Raw genomic sequence first — 22,679 nt, 5'->3', positions numbered from 1 at the left:
CAATGACTACGGTACTCGATATGGCCAAAATAACTTCAAAAGGGCAAATCACCATCCCCGTCAGCATTCGTAAAGCAATCGGCGTGCACGAAGGCGACAAAGTGCTCTTCGTGCAGGAAAACGATGGCACCATCTCATTGCGCAGTTCCAATCTCGAGGCCTTTCATAAGGCTCAGTTGGCGTTTGATGGAGCAGCGCAAGAAGCTGGAATCAATGATTTGGATGATGTGGTCGACCTTATCCGTGACATGCGCGCAGATAAATCACACGAGAGTAAAACACCATGCGAGTGATGCTCGACACCAACGTGCTTCTTTCAGCACTTATTTTTCATTCGGCGACGTTGACTAGAACGATTGAGTTCGCGTCATCCAGAGGCAATCGTCTGCTGCTTTCCACGTATGTGATTGACGAAGCCCGTGAGGTTGTGTCTCGCAAATGGCCGACACGACTCCCGGCGCTCGATGATCTATTCCAAGAACTGGATTTTGAGACGATTAACACTCCCATAACCATGGATACAACTCTCTTTGAGATTCGCGACCCCATGGATTATCCAGTGCTGTATTCGGCCATCATCGGAAGCGCTGACATTTTGTCACGGGAGACAAGGATTTTCTAGATGTCCATGTTCAGCATATACGAATTCTCACACCTTCCGAATACGTAGAGCTTTACACCAGCAATTTCTATGAGACATAATCACATCTCAATCAACGATGATTGAAACGCAGCGAACTGATATGCGCTGTGGGAATGGATGGAGAGTTGTGCGTGACGATATGCTAGCGTGGCAGGTATGACTACTATCATCATGCACACCTCCGAAGGTGACATCAAGATCAACATGTTCGACGACAAGGCGCCGAAGACCGTCGAGAACTTCCTCGGCCTGGCTACCGGCGAGAAGGAGTGGACCGACCCGTTCACCGGCAAGCCTTCCCATGAGGCTTTCTATGACGGCCTGACCTTCCACCGCATCATCAAGGACTTCATGATTCAGGGCGGTTGCCCGCTCGGCACCGGCACTGGCGGCCCGGGCTACGATTTCGATGACGAGATCGATCCGACGCTCAAGTTCGACAAGCCATACCTGCTCGCAATGGCGAATGCCGGCCTGCGTCGTGGCGCCGACGGCCAGATCCATGGCACCAACGGTTCGCAGTTCTTCATCACCACCGTGCCGACGCCGTGGCTCAACGGCCATCACACGATTTTCGGTGAGGTCGCCGACGAATCTTCGCGTGCCGTCGTTGCCGCGATCGACGCCGTGCCGACCGATCCGCAAGATCGCCCGCTCGAACCTGTGATGATCGAGGGCATCGAAATCGTCAAGTAAGATTTCCCAGTCGCAACAACAATAAGGGGTCTCGGCAAATACCGAGACCCCTTCGTATGCCTATCACCAATTACTTGAAGATAGGCACATACATAAATTGATTGTTACTCCTGATAGCGGTCACGCATCTTGCGCATACGTGGTTCCGAGGAATCCTTCGCGCCGGTGATGCGGTAGACGTCGAACACGCCATCGATTTTACGAATAGCCGACAGCAATGTGTTCAGATGCCCCGGATCCGCCATTTCGAAGCTGAACTGGCTGGTGGCCACACGGTCGGAGCCAGTGGCGATCGTACCGGAGAGAATGTTGACGCCATGATCGGAGAGCACGCGGGTCACATCGCTGAGCAGGTGTGGACGATCCAGAGCCTCGACTTGGATCTTGACCATGAACAGGCCCTTGCTGCTCGTCCACTCCACTTCGACGACGCGTTCCGGCTCACGCTTCTTGAGATTGATCATGTTGACGCAATCCACGCGATGCACCGACACGCCTTCGTTGCGTGTGATGAACCCGACAATGTTGTCTCCCGGCACCGGCATGCAGCAATGCGCGAGTTTCACCCACACGCCACTGACGCCCTTGACGGCAATGCCCGGCGAATTGCTCTTCGTCTTCGTCGCCACCTGCGCCGGTCTCAACGGCAGCAGTTCCTGCTCGGCTTCTTCCGCCACCTCGTTGCTTCCAGCATCTTTGACCAGATGCGTGATGACGTTCTGCGTCGAAACCTGACCTTCGCCAATGGCTGCAAACACGGCATCGGCATTCGGCAGATTCAAATCGTCGGCCACGCCCACCAATGCTTCCGGTGTGATCAGCGTGCTCACCGGCAGGTTCCTCTTGCGCATGGCGCGGGTCAGCTCGTCACGCCCCTCGTCAATCGATTCGGAGCGACGCTCCTTGCTGAACCATTGGCGGATCTTGTTGCGTGCCTTCGGACTCTTGACGAAACTCAGCCAGTCGCGCGACGGACCGGCCGTGTCGGATTTACTCGTCAGAATCTCAACGGTGTCGCCGTTCTCCAACTTCGTGTCGAGCGGCACGAGTCGCCCGTTGACGCGCGCGCCCATCGTACGGTGACCGACCTCGGTATGCACACCATATGCGAAATCGACCGGCGTGGCATCAGCCGGAAGCGAGACGATCTTGCCCTTCGGCGTGAACACATACACCTCGGACGACCCCAAATCCTCTTTGAGGGAACCCAGGAACTCGGTGGAATCCGGAGTCTCACTCGTCCAATCGGCGAGCTGCTGGATCCACTGCAGATTGTTCTGCTCGTCCAGATGCTTGTCACCACGTTTGAGATCGGATTTATCGGGCGCGCTCAACGCGCGGCCGGCCTGACCGTTCTCCTTGTATTTCCAGTGTGCGGCGATGCCGAATTCTGCACGCCTGTGCATGTCCCATGTGCGAATCTGAATCTCCACCGGCTTACCGCCCGGCCCCATGACCGTGGTGTGGAGGCTCTGATACATGTTGAGCTTGGGCATGGCGATGTAGTCTTTGAAGCGCCCCGGAACCGGGCTCCAACGCGCATGCACGGCACCGAGCACGGCATAGCAGTCGCGAATCGTGTCGACGATGATGCGCACGCCCACCAAATCGTAGATGTCGGAGAAATCGTGCCCGCGCACGATCATCTTCTGGTAAATCGAGAAGTAGTCTTTCGGACGCCCCGTCACATATGCGTCGATGTGCGCGTCGGCGAGGTCTTCGTTGATCTCTTCGATGATCTGCTTCAAATACACGTCTCGCTGGCCGGCACGACGCTGCACAAGCACGACGATCTCGTTGTAGATCTTCGGGTAGAGTACTTTGAAGCTCAGCTCTTCGAGCTCGGTTTTGATGGCGTTCATGCCCAGACGGTTGGCCAACGGCGCATACACGTCAAGGGTTTCACGCGCCTTTTTCTGCGCACTGGCAGGTTTGACATAGCGCCAGGTGCGTGCATTGTGCACGCGGTCCGCGAGTTTGACGACGAGCACGCGCACGTCGCGGCTCATTGCGACAACCATTTTACGAATGGTTTCCGCCTGTGCGGAATCACCGTAGTCCATCTTCGTCAGTTTGGTGACGCCATCGACGAGTCCCGCCACCGTGTCTCCGAATTCCGCGCGACACTGGTCGAGCGTGTAGTCGGTGTCTTCCACCGTGTCATGCAACAATCCAGCTGCCACAACAACCGGCCCCATGCCGAGATCGGCTAGAATCTGTGCAACCGCAAGCGGGTGGATGATGTATGGTTCGCCGGATTTGCGTCGCTGCGTGGCGTGCTGGATCGTGGCACGTGTGTAGGCGCGCGACAGTATTTCCATGTCTTCGTCAGGATGATGCTGACGGCACATGGCCAGAATCGGCTCAAGCGGGTCGAGTGGATTCGTGCTTATCTCGCAACCCAGCATGTTCGCCGGATGCAGATCTTCGTCATGCTCGCTCATGGCTACCTCCACCCTCGTTCATCGACAATCATCTCACAACTGTCTTCAATGCTATCCGACGTTAGTCGTTTTGCGCGCAATATGCACGTCAGGCATTCGCGTAGCTCAATCGAGTCACACGAATGCCTGACGATTGCGGCACATCACAGGCCGCTGGAACCGAAACCACGTTCCGCGCGGTCGGATCCCGGCAGAATGTCGGCCGGAATGAACTTCGCTTCGACATAGCGCTGGATCACCAGCTGCGCGATGCGATCTCCTGGTTCAAACACGACCGTGTGCTCAGGGTCAAGGTTGATCAGCGGCACTTTGATTTCGCCACGATACCCTGCGTCGATTGTGCCGGGCGCATTGAGCACCGTCACGCCCTGCTTGACTGCGAGTCCCGAACGCGGGTGCACGAACGCCACATAGCCGGCAGGCAATGCGATGCGCACGCCGGTGGGCACGAGAGCCCGTTCGAACGGCTTGAGCTCCACATGTTCGCTCGTCTGAAGATCCGCACCGGCGTCGCCCGCGTGCATGTAACGCAATTCGACCGGATGTTCCGGGTCGACGGCGGCCACCAGCACTTCGGTGGATTCCGGCTCGGTGTATGCTTCGTCGAACATCAGGCGGCGCATTCCTTGCACACCGGCTGACCGTCAGGCGTCGTGTATGCCAACTGGCTGCGATGCTTGACGAGGAAGCATTCGGAGCAGATGAATTCGTCGCCCTGCATCGGAATCACGGTGACGGAAGCGTCTTCGTTGCTCAGATCAGCACCCGGCAGCTCGTAATCCTCGGCGATGGCGTTCTCATCATCGTCCATGTCGTTCGACGAGTTCTGCGAGTTCTTTCCCAATGCCTGCAGCGACTCTTCGTCTTCGTCTTTATTGCGTGGGGAATCATAATCCTGTGCCATTGCGATCCCTTTCGAAGTTGAATGTGTCACACGGTTACCGTGTAGGTTAACGTGTAATAGTACGCAACTATTCCTCGCATAGAATACACGATTTAGGATTAGCGCAAAATCCGACACGTGGAGCACAATGGAAATGTTCACATTTTGGAAAGCATCGAAGGCGTTGAGATATGCACACTGAATCGTTTCCCGCCGCACAGTTCGACCATGTGACCCAAGACGGTGATTTGGTGTTCACGGCAGACGGCATGCCGTTCCTCGTCAAAGTCGACGACACCTTTGAACGCGCGGTTTTGGAGGCGAAACAGATTCGCTCCGAGAAGCGCGCCAGCACGAGCGCGCACCAGCACAGAAGCCTGCCAATCTCGCAGATCCAGTCTCTTATTCGCGCTGGCGCCGACCCCGAGCATATCGCCAAACAATACAATCTGAGCGAAGTGCTCGTACGGCGTTTCGCCTCGTCGATCGAAGCCGAGAAAAATATGCGATCGAGCAGTTCCTGCGTGTGCGCGCACCGAAAGAGAGCAAGGTGCGCACGCTGTCTGAGCTCATCGACCGCACGCTCGCGGCGGCGCGCGTACGTCCGGAGTCCGTGGAGTGGAAAGCGACTCGCCGTGGACTCGAACCGTGGAGAATAAGCGCCAACTTCATGTCTGCCGGCCACCGCATTCACGCGGAGTGGTCGTGGAACATGCACGACAACACGGTGGTGTGCATCAATAATGCAGCGGGAAAACTCATCGGAGAGATGAATTCGACCGGCGCTGCTTTCGACGATTCCGCACAAGACGCACTCGCCGAAGCATTGCCTTCCGCCATTCAACTGCCCGGAGATTCCGCACGTTCCGCACGTATCGAGCAGACCGTCGCCGCGTGGAACAACACGCAAACCGCTGCCAGCGCGCGCAATACTACGCAGCACGCGAACGCCTCGGTTCAGGAAACCGTTGCACCCGCTACGCAAGAGCCTGAATCCAGCGAGTCCCACACAACCAGTGAAGCCACTGCCATTTCCTCTTCAAACGAAACATCCGCTGCCTCTGACGTGCAATCCGGCACAACGGAGTCTGCTCAGCAGTCCGATCAAGCAGCCGATAGGAATGCAACTGACGCGCAGCCCACGCATACAACCGCCGATGAGCCACAAGCAGACGCGCCAAATGAGCAGCAAACAGGCGAATCGGCAACGAGCGACGAACACTCCGACGCGGAAAACTCAAATGCAGATGCGAGCGCGAAGCGCGCGCACAGCAAATCTCACGCCGTACCGATCAGCGCGCTCTACCCCAAGCACAATCGCAGCACGACGAAATCCGCGACCGACACTCGTGCAGTCTCTTCAAAACACGCAGATGAGCCAGCCACGCAAGCCCAAGGAGACGATGAGACGCCGACGCTTCAACAACCGTCGGTGCGTAAGTCCGCGGAGCATGACGCGCCGGCAGAACACCATGCCACGCGGCATTCAGGTCGTGCCACCATGCCGAGCTGGGATGAGATCATGTTCGGCAAAGACACGAACAAGCACTAACCGTCACTCGACGTAATCGATCAAGCACGGAATATCCATTTCCAGCATCGTCTGCGAGCCATGCACGCCGGGCATGCGCGTTGCGCCGTCTGTCTGCGTGCGCGTGTCGACTATCGTGTTATTCCCGGCGGCGTAGACGATCACATCGCCGAGCATCGGCATGACATCATCGCGCACAGAGCCGAGCAGCCCACCATCCACGGCTTCGCGTTTCGTGCGAATCCATGCACGCTCACCCAAACGGGAACGCCAGCGCGCCGCAAGATCATCAGGGTTAACGCCATCCTCGGCATACAGCATCGTGGCACGTGGCTCGCCGCCGACGAGCCGCACGCCTTTCATCAGCTCCGGATCTTCTGCAATGTCGATGCGCGCGCCTTCACTCTGGTCGGCACTCACCATGCCGTGATCTGCCACGATGACGATCAACGTGTCGTGTGGAGCCTGCCTGTGCAGCATGCCCAATCGCATATCCACTCGTTCGAACGCCACCTGCCATTCATCGCTATGCCAACCATATGCGTGCCCGGCCTTGTCGATCTCGCGCATATACAGGTACGTCAATCCCGGCTCCCTGGCCGTATTCGCGGCTATGCTCACACGTTTGGTGGGATTGTCGTTGCAAATGTAGTCGCTGTCTCGCAGAGCCGCGCGAGTCAATGCGGAAGCCATGAATCTCGTCATGCCCACGCTCGTTGCGCGTGCACCCTGCTCGCGCAGTTTCGCGAACACGGTCGGCATTGTCTGCAGCTGCTCGGGAGGCAACGCTCCACGGAACTGAATCAGCTGGCTTATCTGGCCGGTCTGCGGGTTCAACTGCGTGTAGCCGGCCAGGCCGGTCATTCCCGGGCATGTGCCGGTGCCGAACGTCGCCAATGCCGCCGTGGTTGTGCTTGGCGAGCATGTGCTGATCGGACGCTGGTTCGCGGGCTCGTTCATCAGCGAGCGCAGATATGGCGCATACCCGAGCATCATGTTGAGGTTCCAGTAGCCGAGCCCGTCCACGAGCACGACGACCGCTGACTTTGCGTTCGGGAATCCGAGCGCACGCTGCAGTTCGCGCGCATTGCTGTGCACATGTGTGGAGACCGGCGCGCCTATTGCCGAAGACAGTGCCGGCAATACCGCGGAAAGGTGCAGCGCTCCCCCACGCGCACGGCTATTCGCGGCATGCAGGTTCGCGGGCACGTCGCTGCCGTGGTTCGCGTCGATTGTGTCGCCGTATTGCGCGGTGGGAACGAATCCGAGTAGTTCACTGGACTGCGGTATGTCAACGCTCATGGTTTCCATTCAAGCATCGGCCGGTTACGTTTCACCGGCGAATTTCGCTCGCTCGACAGGCGAATTGCGGTGGAAGAGTATACAATAAAACGGTTCAGATGTGTAAGGGAGAGCGTTTATGGTTTCGCGTCGCAAGCAGGCCGCCGCAGGGTATGACCCACGTCAGGTTGAGGAGCATATTGTTGAGACTCCGCTGTCGGAGGAGATGAGCAAATCCTTCCTCGAGTATGCGTATTCGGTTATTTACGCGCGCGCTCTGCCGGACGCCCGCGATGGCATGAAGCCGGTGCAAAGGCGCATCGTCTATCAGATGGGGCAAATGAATCTGCTGCCCACGCGTCCGTATATGAAGTCGGCGCGCGTTGTCGGCGAAGTGATGGGCAAGCTGCACCCGCACGGTGATTCCGCGATCTATGAGGCCATGGTGCGTTTGGCGCAACCGTTCGCAATGCGTTTGCCGCTGGTTGACGGGCATGGCAATTTCGGCTCGCTCGATGATGGTCCCGCCGCCTCTCGTTACACCGAGGCTCGCTTGGCTCCCGCCGCGCTCGGCATGAACGCCGACATCGACGAAGACACCGTGGATTTCGTGCCGAACTACGACAACAAGCTGAAGGAACCGACGGTGCTGCCTGCCGCGATTCCGAACCTGTTGGTGAATGGGGCTTCGGGCATCGCCGTGGGTATGGCCACGAATATGGCTACGCATAATCTCGGCGAAGTGGTGGCTGCCGCCAAATATGTGATGAAACACCCCGATGCGAGCCTTGACGATTTGATGCAGTATGTGCCTGGCCCGGATTGGCCGGGCGGCGGCATCATCATCGGACGTTCCGGTATTCGCGAAGCATACGAAAGCGGGCGCGGCGTGGTGACGACACGTTCCGCCACACATGTGGAGAATCTGACCGCCCGCAAGAAGGCGATTGTGGTGACGCAGTTGCCGTACATGGTCGGCCCAGAACGTGTGCTCGAGCGCATTTCCGAAGGTGTGAAGAACCATAAGCTCGATGGCATCACCGGCGCGATCGACTTGACCGACCGGCATAACGGCACGCGCATTGTGATCGAACTGAAGACGGGCTTCGATCCCGCCGCCGTGCTCGCGCAACTGTTCAAACACACGCCGCTGCAAGAGAATTTCGCGATCAACAACGTGGCGCTCGTTGAGGGGCGTCCGCACACGCTTGGATTGCGTGAGATGCTCGACGTGTGGATCGAACATCGTCGCGAGGTGATTCGCAGACGCAGTGAGTTCCGCCGCAAGAAGGCTCTGGAACGCTTGCATTTGGTTGAGGGCTTGCTGCTCGCGCTGGTGGACATTGACGAGGTTATTCGTGTGATCCGCGCTTCCGAAGACGCTGACGCCGCGAAGACTGCGTTGATGAAGCAGTTCGATCTTGATGAGATTCAGGCGCAATACATTCTCGACCTGCGCTTGCGTAGACTGACGAAGATGAGTCGCATCGAATTGGAGTCCGAACGTGACGATTTGATGCAGCGCATCGAAGAATTGGAGCGGATTCTGTCGTCGGCTTTGACGCTTGACGCCGTGGTGATCGACGAGATGGACAAAGCTGTGGCTGAATATGGTTCGCCACGTCAGACCGTGCTGCTTGACGAAGATGCCGACGGCAAACTGACGCCGGTGGTCGCCCACGGTGACGATATGCCTTCCGACGCTGCGTTGGCTGCCGCACGCCATGCTGAGAATGTGCTCGACGCGGCCGATGCCGTTGCCGCCGCGAAGAAGGCTGGTGAAAGTGCTGAAGCGTTGCAGATAGAAGACGAGCCATGTGTTATCGCGCTGAGTGCTTCTGGATTGATCGCGCGCATGGACGTCGACGCGTTGGGCGTGTGGAACAGGCGTGGCGCTGGTGAGCGGAGCGCAGATGATGTGATTGTGTCACTGATGCCTGCGCGGACGCGTGCTGATTATGCGCTGGTGACGTCTGCCGGACGCATGGTGGTGGCGCATGTGGTGGAGTTGCCGAAGCTCACTGTGGGAAGCCACCTGAGTCTGACCGGTGGCATTCCCGCCACCGAGTTGCTCAGTGGCACCGAGAGCACAGATCCGGTGCCGGGTGAGCGTGTGATCGCTACATTGGCGTTGCCGGGTACGGTTGGTGAGGATGCTTCGCCGGAAGAGTTGCCACCTGTTGGCTTGGGCACGCGTCACGGCATTGTGAAGCGTTGGAATCGCGAATCCCCGACGACGATGGATTCGTGGAGCATCATCGATTTGAAAGACGGCGACGAACTGTTGGCGGCTGCCGAGGCGCGTGATGACGACCGCATCGTATTCGTGTCTTCGGATTCGTCGTTACTGACGTTCGACGCCAGCAAGGTGCGTCCGCAGGGTCGCACCGCGGCTGGCATGGCCGGCATCAAGCTCGCCGAGGGGTGCGATGTGCTCGCATTCGCGGTGGTGCCTCACGACAGCGTTGAATGGCATGACGCCGAAGTGGGCGACGACGGTCAGCAGATCTCCCCGGCTGCCGGTGTCGTGGTGCTCACGGTTGCCGGAGACAAAGACGCGTTGCCTGGCACTGAGAACGGTAGTGCGAAGGTCACGCCGTTGGATCTCTACCCGACCAAGGGTCGTGCCACCGGTGGCGTGCGTTCACAAAGGTTCCTCAAGGGGCAGAACACGTTGATTGCGGCGTTCGTGGGCGAGTATCCGTTGCTGGCTGCCACCGAGCATGGCAATGCCGTCGCGCTGCCTGCTGTGGACATGCGCAGGGATGGCTCCGGCACCGAGCTGGATGCCGCGATTCGTTTCGCCTGAGGAACTATCGGTATAGTTTGAGCCCCTGTGGGGTTGGCGAAAAACCGGCGTAGCGCAATGCTGCGGTCATCGGATTGTGCAGGTTCAGGGGCAATCCGTTGCAATCTTTGAGCGTTATGCTCGCCCCATGCCGGCGGCTGCAGCTCTCGGCGAGCGCCGTGGCCGCCGACCTCAGCAATGTCTGCGTGGAATCGAAGGCGAGCACGCGCCCTGATCCGATCGAGACGTATAGCAGGGCTCGCCCTCCACGGATGACGACGAGCGACCCCGATCGGCGTATCGCCTTGACCGGCTGCATCGCATGCTCTTCTTGAATCTGCGTGCCAGCGTTCTCGGTAAACGGTGCCGGTTCGGGCCATGTAATAGCAGTGCCGAATAGGTTGGCCGGATCGGTGCAGTCAAGGGTGACCGTCACGGTTGCGTTGTCTTCACGACGTAGCAGGTCGACGGTCTCACGTTCGGCGAATTGGGCGGCTCCAAAACCGTCTACGAACATGCCGCGAACCAACGATCCGGATTCCTCCATGCGTCTGAGCACCGGATAGATCGCGCTGAATCCTCCTGGGATGCCGGCGCTTTCCACTGTTTGCGGAGCCACCACGCCATATCTGTCGAGCAGAACGCCGATCAGATCCAATGCGGCTTCCTCATCACTGGCCTGGGATTGGCTTTGCACCAGCATCCATAGGCCACCCATCGAAGCAGATGGCATCGGCGCACGCAGTCGCGCCCGTCTTCTGCTCGCTCGTGCCGGCAACCGTGATGGCGTGGCCGCATGTGAGCGCATCGGCTGCAATGTGGTGTTCGTTATGACGCCGTTCCACACCAGATCCCAGCATGCCTGCTCGAACCGGTTTCTCGACCATGTGGATGGGATCACTTCGCCTGTATGCTCGTCGACCATCGTCTCCGGATTCGCTTGCCACAATTGCTTGGCGTGCTCTTCCAACTGCTGCGTAGGCCATGCCGCACCATCGTCGAGGGCTTTCACGATCGCCTGACGAACGCTGAGTGTTTCCGTCTCCTGCGCTGTCGCACCGTGGCGGTGAATGTGCCATGCCTCATCGACTGCACGACAGTGCAGCATCAATTGTGGTGAGTCTGCCATGAAGAATCTGATGTTACCATTGTTGTCCGCCGCCTGTTTGCCGGTAGGTTTGCTCGTCGACTCCCCTACCCAGACCACTTCGCCGGAGGTCACCAATTCGTCGAGCATCGTCGGCTGGTAGTTGGCCACACGTGCCGGAAATACATACGATTCCCAGGTCTGCAGAGGCAGGGCCACTCCTTCAAGCTGTTCCAAAGCGCGTGCCAGACCATCGATGCCTTGCAGCAGTTCACCGCCCACGGATCCCACGCCTTGGCGTTGCAGCAGGAACGACTGGTAGCGTTCCGGTTGCACCGGTTTGATGGCGTGGCGTGCTTTGGCCAATGATTTGTTGCGAATACGCTTGAACACGTCCGCATGCAGCCATTGCGGCGCCTGTGAGTCAATGCGGTCATCGAATCTGCCGGTCATCATTTCACCGCTGTCGCGCAATTCCTGAAGCAGTTCCACTGCGGTCTGAGCATCGAGCTCGAGATCAGCGATCATATGATCCGCCGTGAACGGACCGTGTGTGGTGGCATAGCGATGCACGCGTCCTCGCAGATCGTCTTTCGCAAGATCGTTCCAGAACGTGCGCGATGCGAGTTGTTTCGAGACCTCATCGATCACTTGCGTGTCGAGCACCGAAGCGAGATTGTTCGAGCCTAATAGTTGTTCCAGAACCTGCGGATCCATCGACAACAGTTGGGCGTTACGTTCAGCTTGTGGCACGTCGTATTGATACATCACCGATCCCACGAAGCCGAACAGCAGATGTTCAGCCATCGGTGACGGCATCGCTGTTTCGCAGCTGTGCACTGTGATGGCGCCACCGCGCAACTGAGTGAGCACTTCGCGCAATGCCGGTACGTCATACACGTCCTGCAGGCATTCACGCGCCGTTTCCAGCAACAATGGGAAGTTCTTGCGGGTTTTCGCGGCCGCGAGTAGTTGTGCAGCTCGTAGCCGTTGCTGCCAGAGCGGCACTCGTCTGCCCGGATCGGTGCGGGGCATGAACAGTGCTCGTGCCGCTATTTCGCGGAATCTGGCGGCGAAGAGCACACTGCCCGACACCTGTTGTTCGACGATGCGTTGAATATCTTCCGGATCGAAATTGATGAGCGATGCGATGTCGATCTGCCCGTCGCCGTCCGGCAACTGCATCACTATGCCGTCATCGGCTGCGAAGATCTGCCCATCGAACCCATATCGTTGCGTGAGCCTCATGTTGATGGCCAACGCCCACGGCTCATGCACGCGTCTGCCATACGGTGTGTGGATAACGACGCGCCAGCCGTTCTCCTCGTCATGGCACCGTTCGATCACGATATGCGATGCCGTTGGTATCACACCTGTGCTCGCCTGCTGTTCGGCCAGGAACGAGGCGAGGTTGCTGATCGAATTGCCGTCCAACCCGTCACCCTTCAAACGCGCGGTCACTGCATCATCGAAGCCTGCGCGAGGAGGCGTGGCTTGGCTTTCGCTCGCCGGGACGAGCCCAGCGCTCACGGCGTCGAGCCATGTGCCTTGAGCCAAACCGAACGAATAGTCGCGACCGTTGCCTTCACCATGCCAGAACGGTAGCCTGGCGCTTCTGCCGGGAGCTGGAACGACGATCACACGGTCGTTGGTGATCTCCTGCACCTGCCAATTCGTCGTGCCCAATGTGATGATGTCGCCGACACGCGTTTCATACACCATCTCTTCATCGAGTTCACCCACACGACGTGGCCCCTGCCCCGCTTCCGCCTCCGGCAGCACCACAGTGTAAAGCCCTCGGTCGGGAATCGTGCCTCCACTGGTCACGGCCAAGCGCTGTGCTCCCGGTCGGCCGGAGAGCATATGCGAATCCTCGTCGAACATCAGCGGTGGTCGGAATGCCGAGAAATCCTCGGAATTGTATGCGCCGCTCAACATGCCGACCACCGCGTCGAACATATCGCGCTGCAATGAAGCGAATGGAGCCGCGCGTTTCACCGTCGTGAACCAGTCGTCAACGTTCAGCGGTTCCAAACTTGCGGCGGCAACGGTCTGCTGTGCCAGCACGTCAAGAGGATTCGCGGGCATGTGCAATGGCTCGATCGCACCGGCGAGCATGCTTTCGGCGCTCGCACCGGCGCCAATGATCTGTTCGCGTGTCACCGGATACATGAGGGCGTGGGAAACGGCACCCACTTTGTGATCGGCGCGTCCCACACGTTGGAGCCCCGATGACACCGATAGTGGTGGGGCCACCTGAATCACCAGATCCACCGACCCCATATCTATGCCGAGTTCGAGACTGCTGGTGGCCACCACACAGCGAAGGCGTCCGCTTTTGAGTCGTTCCTCGATTTGCTTGCGCCGATCTTTCGACACGGAACCGTGGTGTGCCATCGCTATCGTCTCGTCTGAACCATGCGAGTTGACTTTCGTGGTTGTCGATCCGAATGTGGAATGGTAATGAGCGGGCTCATCGGTCTGATCGTATGGCAAATCCACAGGATTAGCGATTCCATTGCGTTCGGCATACAAGTCGTTGAGTTGCGCGGTCAGTCGTTCGCACAGTCCCCTCGAATTGACGAACACGAGCGTGGTGCGGTGGGCTAGGATCTGGTCGAGTATGCTGCGTTCGATGGCCGGCCAAGCCGATTTCGTCTCCGCAAGGTCATGATCGTCTTCCGCCGCGTGTGTCGAGGGCAGGGCAGTTGGGTTCCCCCACTTCTTAACGGGCTCGGATGAGACTTCCGGAGCCCCGCTCTGCTGCGAACGCCGTTCCGCCAAGCGCCGCATGGCGGGAGTGACGCCGCTGATTTCGGGCATGCCTGCACTCTTGCCACTCCCTGATCTGGTTGACGCGCTTGGACCATCTCCCAATTGTTTGGCCGGTTCCACGATGCCGATCTGCAACGTGGGAGCGCCACCGGTCTGTACGATCGTCACAGGCTGTGCACCACCGAGGAATGCGCCTGCACGCTCCGGCGGGTTCACCGTGGCAGAGAGTCCGATGCGTTGGGCCGGCGTATCGAGCAGGTCATCCAATCGCTCCAAGCTCAATGCCAAATGTGAGCCACGCTTCGTGCCCGCCACCGCGTGCACTTCGTCGACTATCACGGTCTCCACTGACGCGAGAATCGAGCGTGCTTTCGAGGTGAGCATCAAATATAGTGATTCCGGCGTGGTGACGAGAATATCCGGCGGATGGGAGACGATGGCGCGACGTTCTTTCGCCGTCGTGTCTCCGCTGCGCGTGGCCACGCTCACTTGCGGAGCGTGCGCGCCCAATCGTTCGTATTCTTCGCGGATTCCCGCGAGTGGGGTGTCAAGATTCTTGGCGACATCCACGCCGAGCGCTTTCAGTGGTGAGATATACAGCACGCGCACGCCTTTTTTGCGCGCGCCCGCACGTTTTCCACTGGCTTCAGTTCGCACAGTGTCGTTCGCGTGCGACATCAGTCTGTCGATGGCATATAGGAACGCAGACAGTGTTTTGCCCGAGCCGGTGGGTGAGATGACGAGCACATTGCTCCCCTTCTTGATGGCCGGCCACGCGAGCGTCTGCGCCTGCGTGGGCGTGCCGAACACGCGTGTGAACCAAGCTCGTGTCGGTTCGCTGAACATCGCCATACTTTCGCACATATGTTCGATTATGTTCGCGTTTCCCAACGAAATCAAGTCGCCGCGCGCCGCGGCACGTCATATCTCGCCGTCACGAAAGAGCTACGTCATGCATCGAACCTCGGCGTAGCGCACGAAGCCATTCGTGCATGCATGCCATCAACAACACGAACACTGTCAAATACCACGGCAGCAATGCGATCGTCGTATGTTGCGCTATCACACCGAACAGCGGCGGCATCAGCATGGTGCCCACATAGGCGCACGCCATCTGCACACCGACGATCGCCTGGGATTTATCCGCGCCGAAATACGCCGGCGTCGAATGGATGATGCACGGATACACCGGCGCGCAGCCCAATCCGATCGTGATGAATGCGGCACCCGCCAACGCCGTACTGTGCACAGGCATCAGCATCATCACAATACCCAACGCGATCAACGCCGTGCCGACGCGAATCATCGTGGCATCCGAGAATTTCATCGTCATGAATCCGTTGGCGAAGCGTCCCGCGGTGATGCCGATCAGGAACATGCTGGTGAATGTGGCCGCAACGTCTTTGGCAAGACCGTCTACACCTACCATGTATGAGCTTGCCCACAGAATCGCCGTCTGCTCGATCGCGCAGTAGCAGAAGAACATGATGAGGATCTGCGGCGCCCCACTGATGCGCAGCACGCCGAGCAAGCCGAGAGGTTTGCGCTGTGCCGCCGGCGTCGCGCCATTCTCCGTGTCATTGTCGTGCTCGACACCGCCCCCCGCGACTGTCGTCTGCGTGCGGGATCTCCACAGCGGCAAGCTGAGCACGAGAACCGCGGTAAGCACGATCTGCAGAATGCCAATGGAACGGTACCCCCACTGCCAGCCATGTGCGCTGGCGAGCGCATAGCTCATCACGTATGGCCCGATCAGCGCTCCCAGTCCCCACATGCAGTGCAGCCAGCTCATGTGCCTGCTGGTGTAGTGCACGGCAACGTAGTTGTTCAGTGCGGCGTCCACACCACCGGCGCCGAGTCCGTAGGGAATCGCCATGACGATGAGCACCCAGTAGTTCGGGGCGAACGAGAATCCCATCAGTGCTGCAGCTGTCAACGCCACCGAAAACGCCGTCACGCGTCCCGCACCGAACCTCAGCGTCAATCTGTCGCTGAGCAGCGCGGAGATGATCGTGCCCGCGCTGATCACCATCGACACACCGCCAGCCCACGACAATGGCGCGTTCAGATCGCCGCTCATCGTCGGCCATGCCGCCCCAAGCAGACCATCGGGCAAACCAAGCGAAATGAACGCCAGATAGATCACCGCGAGCAGAAGATTCGTCATCGCACACCTTCACAAGCTGTTATCGAAAATGTTTATTAGACTGAATGAATTCTATTCTTCGGTAAAGAAAAAATTGGTTGATCGCCACGCCGATTAGACTGTGTAGTCATGGCTTTGAAAATCGGCTTCGTATTCGACGACACACTGGATGTGCTCGATGGCGTGCAGCAGCACATCGTCACCCTCGGCTCGGAGTTGAGCCGGCGTGGGCACGACGTGCATTATCTGGTCGGCGAGACGCACGACTCCCCCGTTCCCAACACGCATTCGATGTCGAAGAACGTGATGGTCAAATTCAACGGCAACCGCATGCGCGTTCCATTGCCTGCGAACAGTGCGCGCATTCGCGAGCTGCTCGACGCCGAGAATTTCGATATTCTGCACATTCAAGCTCCCTATAGTCCGTTCATGGGAGGCAAAGTACTGCACAACGCGCACCCGCGAACAGGTGTGGTCGCCACATATCACATCGCCTCCGCCGATTGGGCTTCGCGGGTGGGTGGCCGTCTGCTCGGCATGATCAACGCGCCGACACACCGCCGCGTGGACCGTGTGATCGCCGTTTCGCAGGTCGCCGCGCAATACGCGCAGGCGACGGCGCATGTTCGCGGCGTCGTGATTCCCAACCCCGTCGATGTCGAGCAATTCCAACGAACTGCTGCGGGCATAGACGCTGCTGCTCGCTTCCGCCGCGGCAATCATGTGGTGTTCCTAGGGCGTTTCGTTCCTCGCAAGGGGGCGTCGCTGCTGCTCGACGCGATCGAATACGGAGAGCAGCACGGCCTGTTCCCCGACGGCTTCCACGTGAGTTTCGCGGGCAAAGGACCTCTTCTTGAAGAGTGTGAGCAACGCGCACGTTCGCTGGCAACACCAGTGGAATTTCTCGGCTTCGTGAGCGAAGAAGACAAGCCGTCGCTTTTGGCGAGCGCCGATGTCGCCGTGTTCCCCGCGACCGGTGGCGAATCGTTCGGCATCGTGCTGCTCGAAGCGATCGCGTCGAATGCCGGCGTCACATTGGCCGGTGACAATCCGGGTTATCGTTCCACGATGCTGGGTGACGAGGATGTGCTTTTCCCCGTGAGCGGCGACGGTTATCCGCGCGCTCTCGCCGAACGCATCGCCAGAGCGTTGAGTGACGATGATTGGGCACGCCGCGTGCATGATCGCGAGCTGAAGCTGCTCGACAGGTACAACGTGAAAACCGTTGCCGATCAGGTTGAACAGGTGTATGAGCAGGCTATTGCCGACAGGCAGCACTGACTGTGAGCATAGATAAGCGGCGGTGGCTGCCGAAATAGAGTAATTTCGGCAGCCACCGCCGCTTATCAGCTGTTATACGTTATTAATTATTCTCACACTCAGATTACTGATCTGCCTGCGCTACACATGACTCTTCGCGCACATGCGGTGCCGAGTCGTGCGCGTACACGGTATTATTCAGTAGGTCCATCTTTGAAGATGACCGTCTCCTGCATGGCGTTGCGCTCATTGCAGGTCTGCCGTCCGTTGATCACCTCCATGACCAGCTGCCTGAATTCAGCGTCAACCTGATCCATTGGCTCATCGAGCAGTCTTCCCGCGTTGAAGTCGATCCAGCGCTTCTTTTTCATCGCCAATGGCGTGTTTGTGGCGATTTTCAGCGTTGGCACGAAGCAGCCGAACGGTGTGCCACGGCCTGTGGTGAACAGAATGAGATTGCATCCGGCGGATCCTTTCGCCGTCGTCGACACCATGTCGTTGCCAGGTGTCTGCATCAATGAAAGGCCGTGTTCCTTCACGCGTTTCCCATATGGGATGACATCTTCGACCTCACAGCGACCTCCTTTGCGAATGCACCCGAGCGATTTGTCTTCAAGGGTGGTGATGCCTCCGGCCTTGTTGCCCGGAGACGGATTCTCGGAGATCTTCTCGCCGTATTTGCGGAAGAAGCCTTTGAAATTGTTGATCAAGTCGACGATGTCGTGGAACACGTGTTCGTCGCGGGCTTGGCTCATCAGCACCGTTTCGGCGCCGAACATTTCCGGAACTTCCGACAGCACCACTGAACCGCCTTGTGACACCAGCCATTCCGCGAATCTGCCGACCATCGGGTTTGCTGTGATACCGCTCATGCCATCCGATCCACCGCATTCAACCCCGACGGTGAGCTCGTTCATTGGAATGGGCTCGCGTTCGTCGAATTTCGCCTGCTCGTTGAGCTCTTCGAGCAGTTGCGCAGCGCGGTCGAGTTCATCGTCTTCTTCTTGGCAGATCATCGTGCGAATACGGTTCGGATCGATGTTGTTCAATCCTGCGGTGAACAACGACATCTGATTGTTCTCGCAACCAAGTCCCACAATGAGCACGCCGCCCGCATTGGGATGTTCGACTATGCCGCGCAAGCATTCCTGCGTCCACAGAAGATCTCCGCCCAGTTGAGAGCATCCGTATGGATGCCTCGCCACTATCACCGAGTCGAAGCTGCCATTGCCGTTGTGTTTCGACGTGAACATGCGTGCCATCGTCTCCACCAAGCCATCGATGCAGCCGACCGTGGGCACAATGTAGAGATCGTTTCGGATGCCGACCTTCCCGTTGGCACGCCTGTAGCCTTGGAACGTGGTTGTGGGCTTGCCCGGTTTGACGGTGTTGGATGTCGGATGGTATTCGTAGCTCAGGTTGTCGCCCAGATTCGTGGCCAGATTGTGCGTATGCACCCATTCGCCACGTTTGATTGGGCGGGTTGCGTGGCCGATTTCGAAACCGTATTTGCGCACGTTGGCGCCTTCTGGAATGTCGGTGAGGGCGATCTTGTGTCCGCGCGGCACATCGTCGAGCACGGTGAGCGTCTCATCTCCGACGCGCACGGTGTCTCCTCGGTGTATCGGGTGCGCTGCGACGCACACCATGTCTCCGGGAGCAAGCACGATCGTGTCTTGCCCACTCTGTTCAGGAAGATCGGCCAGATAGTCATGCTTCCTGCCACCCATGTCGCCACAGGTGTGAATGAATTCGCCCTGCACCGGGTTCCCCAGCGATGCTGCTGCACGAATGGACGCACAGGAATCGCGATCGTTTGGCGTGAATAGTTCTGCACTCATGGCTCCTACGGTATGCGTTGTGCAACGTACAACGGCTATCTGTTGCCAAGCATTGCACCATTGCTATAGCTCTATGAAAAGCACGATGGGTGTGGGGAGGTCTCTTGGCCAAGAGACCTCCCCACACCCATCGGCTGTATTCCGGTCTCACCTGTCACATGTCACTACCGGAATCAGCGCCTGCCTGTGTCCTCACTTTCTAGTGGAGTGCATGTGCCGACCGCGAGTCAGCAACACACCTCCGGCAACCAGTAAGGTCACGGCTGCCGCGACGATCAATGCGATCGACGATCCGGTATGCGCCACCACACCAACGTTGGCATGGTCCTCCGCGGTTGCCGTGTTCTTCGGAACGGAGTTCTTGGACTGCGGCTGATTGTTTGCATTGGAAGATGCCCCAGTGTTCTGTGATGGCTGGCTGGTGGTTCCGGTGTTGCCGGCATTGCTTTGGTTGCCGTGGTCGTGATCACCGGCGTTGCCACCAGTGCTGCCTCCGGTATTGCCGCCCTTGTTGTCGTCGGGTTTGCTTTCGACTGGAGTGACAGTGATGCGCATATGCGATTCGTTGGATTCTGCACCGTTGTTCGAGGCCTTGAATCCGAATGAATCATCACCATGGAATCCAGGCTCCGGCACGTAGGCATAGCTGCCATCGGCATTCAATGTGAGTGTGCCATGCTCGGGCTTCGCCGTAGCAGCGAACGTCAGAGCACCGTCATCTGAAGCTTGTGCGTATGGAGCGAGCGAACCCGTCAATGTCACGCCTTGCTTCGTCTGAGCCGTCGCGTCGATTGTGATCGGCGTAGCGGGAGCCGGGGTTGGCGCAGCGAGCACATCAGGATCCCAGGCACCGTCCACGTTGATGCCACCATCAAGTCCGAAGATGTTCGGCAACGTGTATTGCGCGGCCTCGTCATCGGTGAGCTGCTTGGCCCAAGGCACACGTTTGTCTGCCCCGGCGCCGTCGCCGGTGCTCTTGTATTCGGAATACCTTGCGGTTTGCTGGTTCGACTCCTTGCCCCAGTCGTTCCACCCTTCAGGAAGAATGTGGTTCTCCATCGTGGTGTTCAAATATGCCACGCTCGAATATGGGCGCCATGGCCTGCCCAGATATGTCTTGAGCTTGCCGCTGTATGTGTGTTCCGAGCTGAGCGTGCTGTTGCGGAACACCAGCCCATACTTCTGGTTCTGCGGGGTGCTGGCTGCCGTGACGTAGCCGTTGAGCATCGAATGGATGTTGCAGTTATCGAATACGCCGATGCCCGCACCGAAAATGTAGTCCACGGAGCCGCTGATCGTGCAGTCCTTGAAGTACGAACGGTTGGAACGCAACGTGGTCTGGTTAGGCACGTTGTCGGTTTGCGAGGTGTCGGTGTTGTTGCGCAGCAGCAATGTGTCTTGGTAGCCGCGAATGTTGCAGCGGTCGAAGCGAGCCCTGTCAGCGTAGACATCCAATGCCACTGCCTGGCCCACAGACGATCCTGCCGTCGTCTCGATCGTGATGTCGCGTGCCGAGAAGTCATTGCCCGTCACCTGCATCGTGTAGTCGCCGTAGGTGCCAAGTGGCTTGCCGTCGGCACCGAGTGTGCTCGGCCCATCGTTCCAGACGATCGACGTGCTGTCGGCGCTTTGGCCTGCGATCGTGACGTATGGACGATCGACGCGAATCTTCTCGCGGTATTGACCGGCCTTGACGAAGATCACACGGCGTTGTGCATTGTTGCTTGGAATCGAATTGATGGCTTCGGTGATCGTACGGAAATCACCCGTGCCGTCTTGGGCGACGACGATCGGCGTCACGCCTTCGACGATCTGCGGAAGCACGAGCACGCGAGCTTTGGCCTTGAGATCGGTGCCGCTCACTGTGCCAAGCACTTCGATGCCATCGAGGTTCTGGTTGGCGAGCGCCGTCTGATCGATGCCGTCCCACGTCACCGGCAACAATTTGCTGCTACCGTCATTGAGCTTTGCCGTGACGGCGATCGGTAACTTCGGCATGACGCCAGGCGTCGTTTTGATAACCTGTGTCGGGATCGAACTGATCGAGACTGGGCTGACGGTGACCGTTGCACTCACTTCGGTGTTCGCGGCAGTGCCTTTGACTTGGAAGCTGCCTTCTTTGGCTACGTTGGCGGCGTCGATCTTCTGCCACGTTGCAGCAACTGGCACCACCGTGCCATCGCTGTTGCGCTGGTAGATGTATGCCGGCATCGTCGGCACCACTCCGACGGCAGTCAGGATCTCCACCGGTTCGAATCCGGTGCGTTCCTCCTGCCCGGTGATCACGACGGTCCATGTTCCCATCGTCCCGGAACCGTCCTTAGCGGTTGCCGACACGACGACGGTGCCGTTTTCCTTGGCGTTCAGCAGACCGTTCTGGTCAATCGTCGCAGCCTTGGTTCCACTGAAGTCAGGCTTGGTGACCGCCCAGGTTACACCGGTGTCGGCATTGGGATCGTTGGTCACAACGTTGGCATGCAATTGCATCGTGCCGCCCTTGGTGCCGATGGCATGCCTGTCGCCGTCACTAGACACTTCGATTGCGGAGATCTTCGGCTGCGAGGCATCTGCCTTCGCGCTTGCCGCCACGTTGTCGAGATCGAGCACCACCTGATCGGTGTTGTTGTTCGGCAGGTTTACGCGGAACGATGCGATGTTCGTGGCTTTCTTATCGGAGAACGCCAGATTCTGCGCACCTTCGACGTTGGTTCCGGTCGAGGGATCGTAGGCGCTGATCTTCGCATTGTGGATGTCGAGAATGAGGCCTGTGTTGTACCAGGTGTTCGCCTTGACGTCATCGATGATCACAGTGTCGCGGTTCTTCGCGTCACGGAGCACCAGCTGGGCTTTGCCGTTGGAGTTCCTGAACGAGTACTTCGTAGCGGTGCGGTTGTCGGATGACTTGAACGCCATATCGGTGTTATGCAGACGTGATGGATCCGGGCTGCGGAAGCGGAATGAGAAGTCCACGGTTCCGTTTTGTGAGCTGAAGGGGCGGTAGATGCGTTCATAGCCCATGCCGTTGTCGGTCAGGCGCAGGAACGAATCCGTACCATCGGAGGTCACGGCCATTCCGCCACCGGTTTCGCTCTGTTCCGTCTTCCAGGTGGATGGCGAAGTTCCGACCGCCTCGTTGTCGAACGTATCGGAGAACGGGAACGACGCATCTTTGTATTGCTTGCCGTCTACCGTCACGTTCACCGTCTTGCTCAAACTCATGCCGTTGAACAGCTGCGAGTTGTTGAAGGCGATGTTTTGGGCCGCATTGACGCTTGCGTTGTAGAACTTCACATTGTCGAAGGTG

General features: G+C 58.4%; 13 protein-coding genes and 1 pseudogene. 6 read left to right on the top strand and 8 right to left on the bottom strand.

Annotated elements, in window-relative coordinates:
- Window positions 1–2 precede the first annotated feature (2 nt).
- The 3 genes from GSD1FS_RS01020 (at window position 3) to GSD1FS_RS01010 (ending at window position 1,339) form a co-directional block, all read left to right on the top strand.
- On the top strand, window positions 3–293 hold the full coding sequence (locus tag GSD1FS_RS01020) for an AbrB/MazE/SpoVT family DNA-binding domain-containing protein (RefSeq protein ID WP_155587999.1): 291 nt from the start codon (window positions 3–5) through the stop codon (window positions 291–293).
- Window positions 293–622, top strand: coding sequence for a PIN domain-containing protein (locus GSD1FS_RS01015; protein ID WP_196424990.1), 330 nt, complete (start codon window positions 293–295; stop codon window positions 620–622). The genes GSD1FS_RS01020 and GSD1FS_RS01015 overlap by 1 nt, the downstream gene beginning before the upstream one ends.
- Window positions 623–799: 177 nt before the next feature.
- The gene (locus GSD1FS_RS01010) at window positions 800–1,339 is read left to right on the top strand and encodes a peptidylprolyl isomerase (protein ID WP_155587997.1); all 540 of its coding nucleotides are present in this window, start codon (window positions 800–802) and stop codon (window positions 1,337–1,339) included.
- A gap of 104 nt (window positions 1,340–1,443) precedes the next feature.
- Here the strand turns inward: GSD1FS_RS01010 and GSD1FS_RS01005 are convergent, their stop codons facing one another.
- The 3 genes from GSD1FS_RS01005 to GSD1FS_RS00995 all read right to left on the bottom strand — a co-directional run bounded on the left by GSD1FS_RS01005 (window position 1,444) and on the right by GSD1FS_RS00995 (window position 4,687).
- Entirely contained in the window at window positions 1,444–3,783 is a 2,340-nt protein-coding gene (locus tag GSD1FS_RS01005) for a RelA/SpoT family protein (RefSeq protein ID WP_155587996.1), read from the bottom strand.
- Between the two features lie 143 nt (window positions 3,784–3,926).
- Window positions 3,927–4,397 carry a dUTP diphosphatase gene (gene dut / locus GSD1FS_RS01000; protein ID WP_155588207.1) on the bottom strand — a complete coding sequence of 157 codons (471 nt, stop codon included), beginning with the start codon at window positions 4,395–4,397 and terminating at the stop codon, window positions 3,927–3,929.
- The gene (locus GSD1FS_RS00995) at window positions 4,394–4,687 is read right to left on the bottom strand and encodes a DUF4193 domain-containing protein (RefSeq protein ID WP_155587995.1); all 294 of its coding nucleotides are present in this window, start codon (window positions 4,685–4,687) and stop codon (window positions 4,394–4,396) included. The genes dut and GSD1FS_RS00995 overlap by 4 nt, the downstream gene beginning before the upstream one ends.
- A 170-nt stretch (window positions 4,688–4,857) precedes the next feature.
- Between GSD1FS_RS00995 and sepH the strand changes: the two are divergent.
- Window positions 4,858–6,218: pseudogene (gene sepH, locus GSD1FS_RS00990) on the top strand (septation protein SepH).
- A 3-nt stretch (window positions 6,219–6,221) separates the two neighbouring features.
- On the opposite strand, the gene GSD1FS_RS00985 reads toward sepH, so the two are convergent.
- The gene (locus tag GSD1FS_RS00985) at window positions 6,222–7,499 is read right to left on the bottom strand and encodes an alkaline phosphatase family protein (RefSeq protein WP_155587994.1); all 1,278 of its coding nucleotides are present in this window, start codon (window positions 7,497–7,499) and stop codon (window positions 6,222–6,224) included.
- Between the two features lie 118 nt (window positions 7,500–7,617).
- Here GSD1FS_RS00985 and GSD1FS_RS00980 point away from each other — a divergent pair, with 118 nt between their 5' ends.
- A complete protein-coding gene (locus tag GSD1FS_RS00980) occupies window positions 7,618–10,287 on the top strand; it encodes a DNA gyrase/topoisomerase IV subunit A (RefSeq protein ID WP_155587993.1) in 2,670 nt (889 codons plus the stop codon).
- Window positions 10,288–10,291: 4 nt separating this feature from the next.
- Here GSD1FS_RS00980 and GSD1FS_RS00975 read toward each other — a convergent pair whose 3' ends face one another.
- Both GSD1FS_RS00975 and GSD1FS_RS00970 read right to left on the bottom strand, forming a co-directional pair.
- Entirely contained in the window at window positions 10,292–14,992 is a 4,701-nt protein-coding gene (locus tag GSD1FS_RS00975) for a DEAD/DEAH box helicase (protein WP_155587992.1), read from the bottom strand.
- Between the two features lie 70 nt (window positions 14,993–15,062).
- Complete coding sequence (locus GSD1FS_RS00970) at window positions 15,063–16,295, bottom strand: MFS transporter (RefSeq protein WP_155587991.1); 1,233 nt, start codon at window positions 16,293–16,295, stop codon at window positions 15,063–15,065.
- A 108-nt stretch (window positions 16,296–16,403) separates the two neighbouring features.
- Between GSD1FS_RS00970 and GSD1FS_RS00965 the strand changes: the two genes are divergently transcribed.
- On the top strand, window positions 16,404–17,555 hold the full coding sequence (locus GSD1FS_RS00965) for a glycosyltransferase family 4 protein (RefSeq protein WP_155587990.1): 1,152 nt from the start codon (window positions 16,404–16,406) through the stop codon (window positions 17,553–17,555).
- A gap of 173 nt (window positions 17,556–17,728) precedes the next feature.
- Here the strand turns inward: GSD1FS_RS00965 and GSD1FS_RS00960 are convergent, their stop codons facing one another.
- Both GSD1FS_RS00960 and GSD1FS_RS00955 read right to left on the bottom strand, forming a co-directional pair.
- Window positions 17,729–19,375, bottom strand: coding sequence for a UxaA family hydrolase (locus GSD1FS_RS00960; RefSeq protein WP_196424989.1), 1,647 nt, complete (start codon window positions 19,373–19,375; stop codon window positions 17,729–17,731).
- Window positions 19,376–19,567: 192 nt separating this feature from the next.
- Window positions 19,568–22,666, bottom strand: a complete 3,099-nt coding sequence (locus GSD1FS_RS00955) for a pectinesterase family protein (RefSeq protein ID WP_155587989.1) — start codon at window positions 22,664–22,666, stop codon at window positions 19,568–19,570.
- Window positions 22,667–22,679: the final 13 nt, after the last annotated feature.

The sequence above is a fragment of the Bifidobacterium canis genome, from assembly GCF_009727065.1.
Lineage (GTDB): Bacteria > Actinomycetota > Actinomycetes > Actinomycetales > Bifidobacteriaceae > Bifidobacterium > Bifidobacterium canis.
This window is presented reverse-complemented; position numbering and strand designations above follow the sequence as displayed.

Bases quoted from the DNA above. Each gene is read 5' to 3' on its own strand.
- GSD1FS_RS00995 (WP_155587995.1), bottom strand. From the start codon at position 4,687: ATGGCACAGGATTATGATTCCCCACGCAATAAAGACGAAGACGAAGAG.
- GSD1FS_RS00980 (WP_155587993.1), top strand. From the start codon at position 7,618: ATGGTTTCGCGTCGCAAGCAGGCCGCCGCAGGGTATGACCCACGTCAG.
- GSD1FS_RS01005 (WP_155587996.1), bottom strand. From the start codon at position 3,783: ATGAGCGAGCATGACGAAGATCTGCATCCGGCGAACATGCTGGGTTGC.
- GSD1FS_RS01010 (WP_155587997.1), top strand. From the start codon at position 800: ATGACTACTATCATCATGCACACCTCCGAAGGTGACATCAAGATCAAC.
- GSD1FS_RS01020 (WP_155587999.1), top strand. From the start codon at position 3: ATGACTACGGTACTCGATATGGCCAAAATAACTTCAAAAGGGCAAATC.
- GSD1FS_RS00960 (WP_196424989.1), bottom strand. From the start codon at position 19,375: ATGAGTGCAGAACTATTCACGCCAAACGATCGCGATTCCTGTGCGTCC.
- GSD1FS_RS00970 (WP_155587991.1), bottom strand. From the start codon at position 16,295: ATGACGAATCTTCTGCTCGCGGTGATCTATCTGGCGTTCATTTCGCTT.
- GSD1FS_RS00965 (WP_155587990.1), top strand. From the start codon at position 16,404: ATGGCTTTGAAAATCGGCTTCGTATTCGACGACACACTGGATGTGCTC.
- GSD1FS_RS00985 (WP_155587994.1), bottom strand. From the start codon at position 7,499: ATGAGCGTTGACATACCGCAGTCCAGTGAACTACTCGGATTCGTTCCC.
- GSD1FS_RS00975 (WP_155587992.1), bottom strand. From the start codon at position 14,992: ATGTGCGAAAGTATGGCGATGTTCAGCGAACCGACACGAGCTTGGTTC.
- GSD1FS_RS01015 (WP_196424990.1), top strand. From the start codon at position 293: ATGCTCGACACCAACGTGCTTCTTTCAGCACTTATTTTTCATTCGGCG.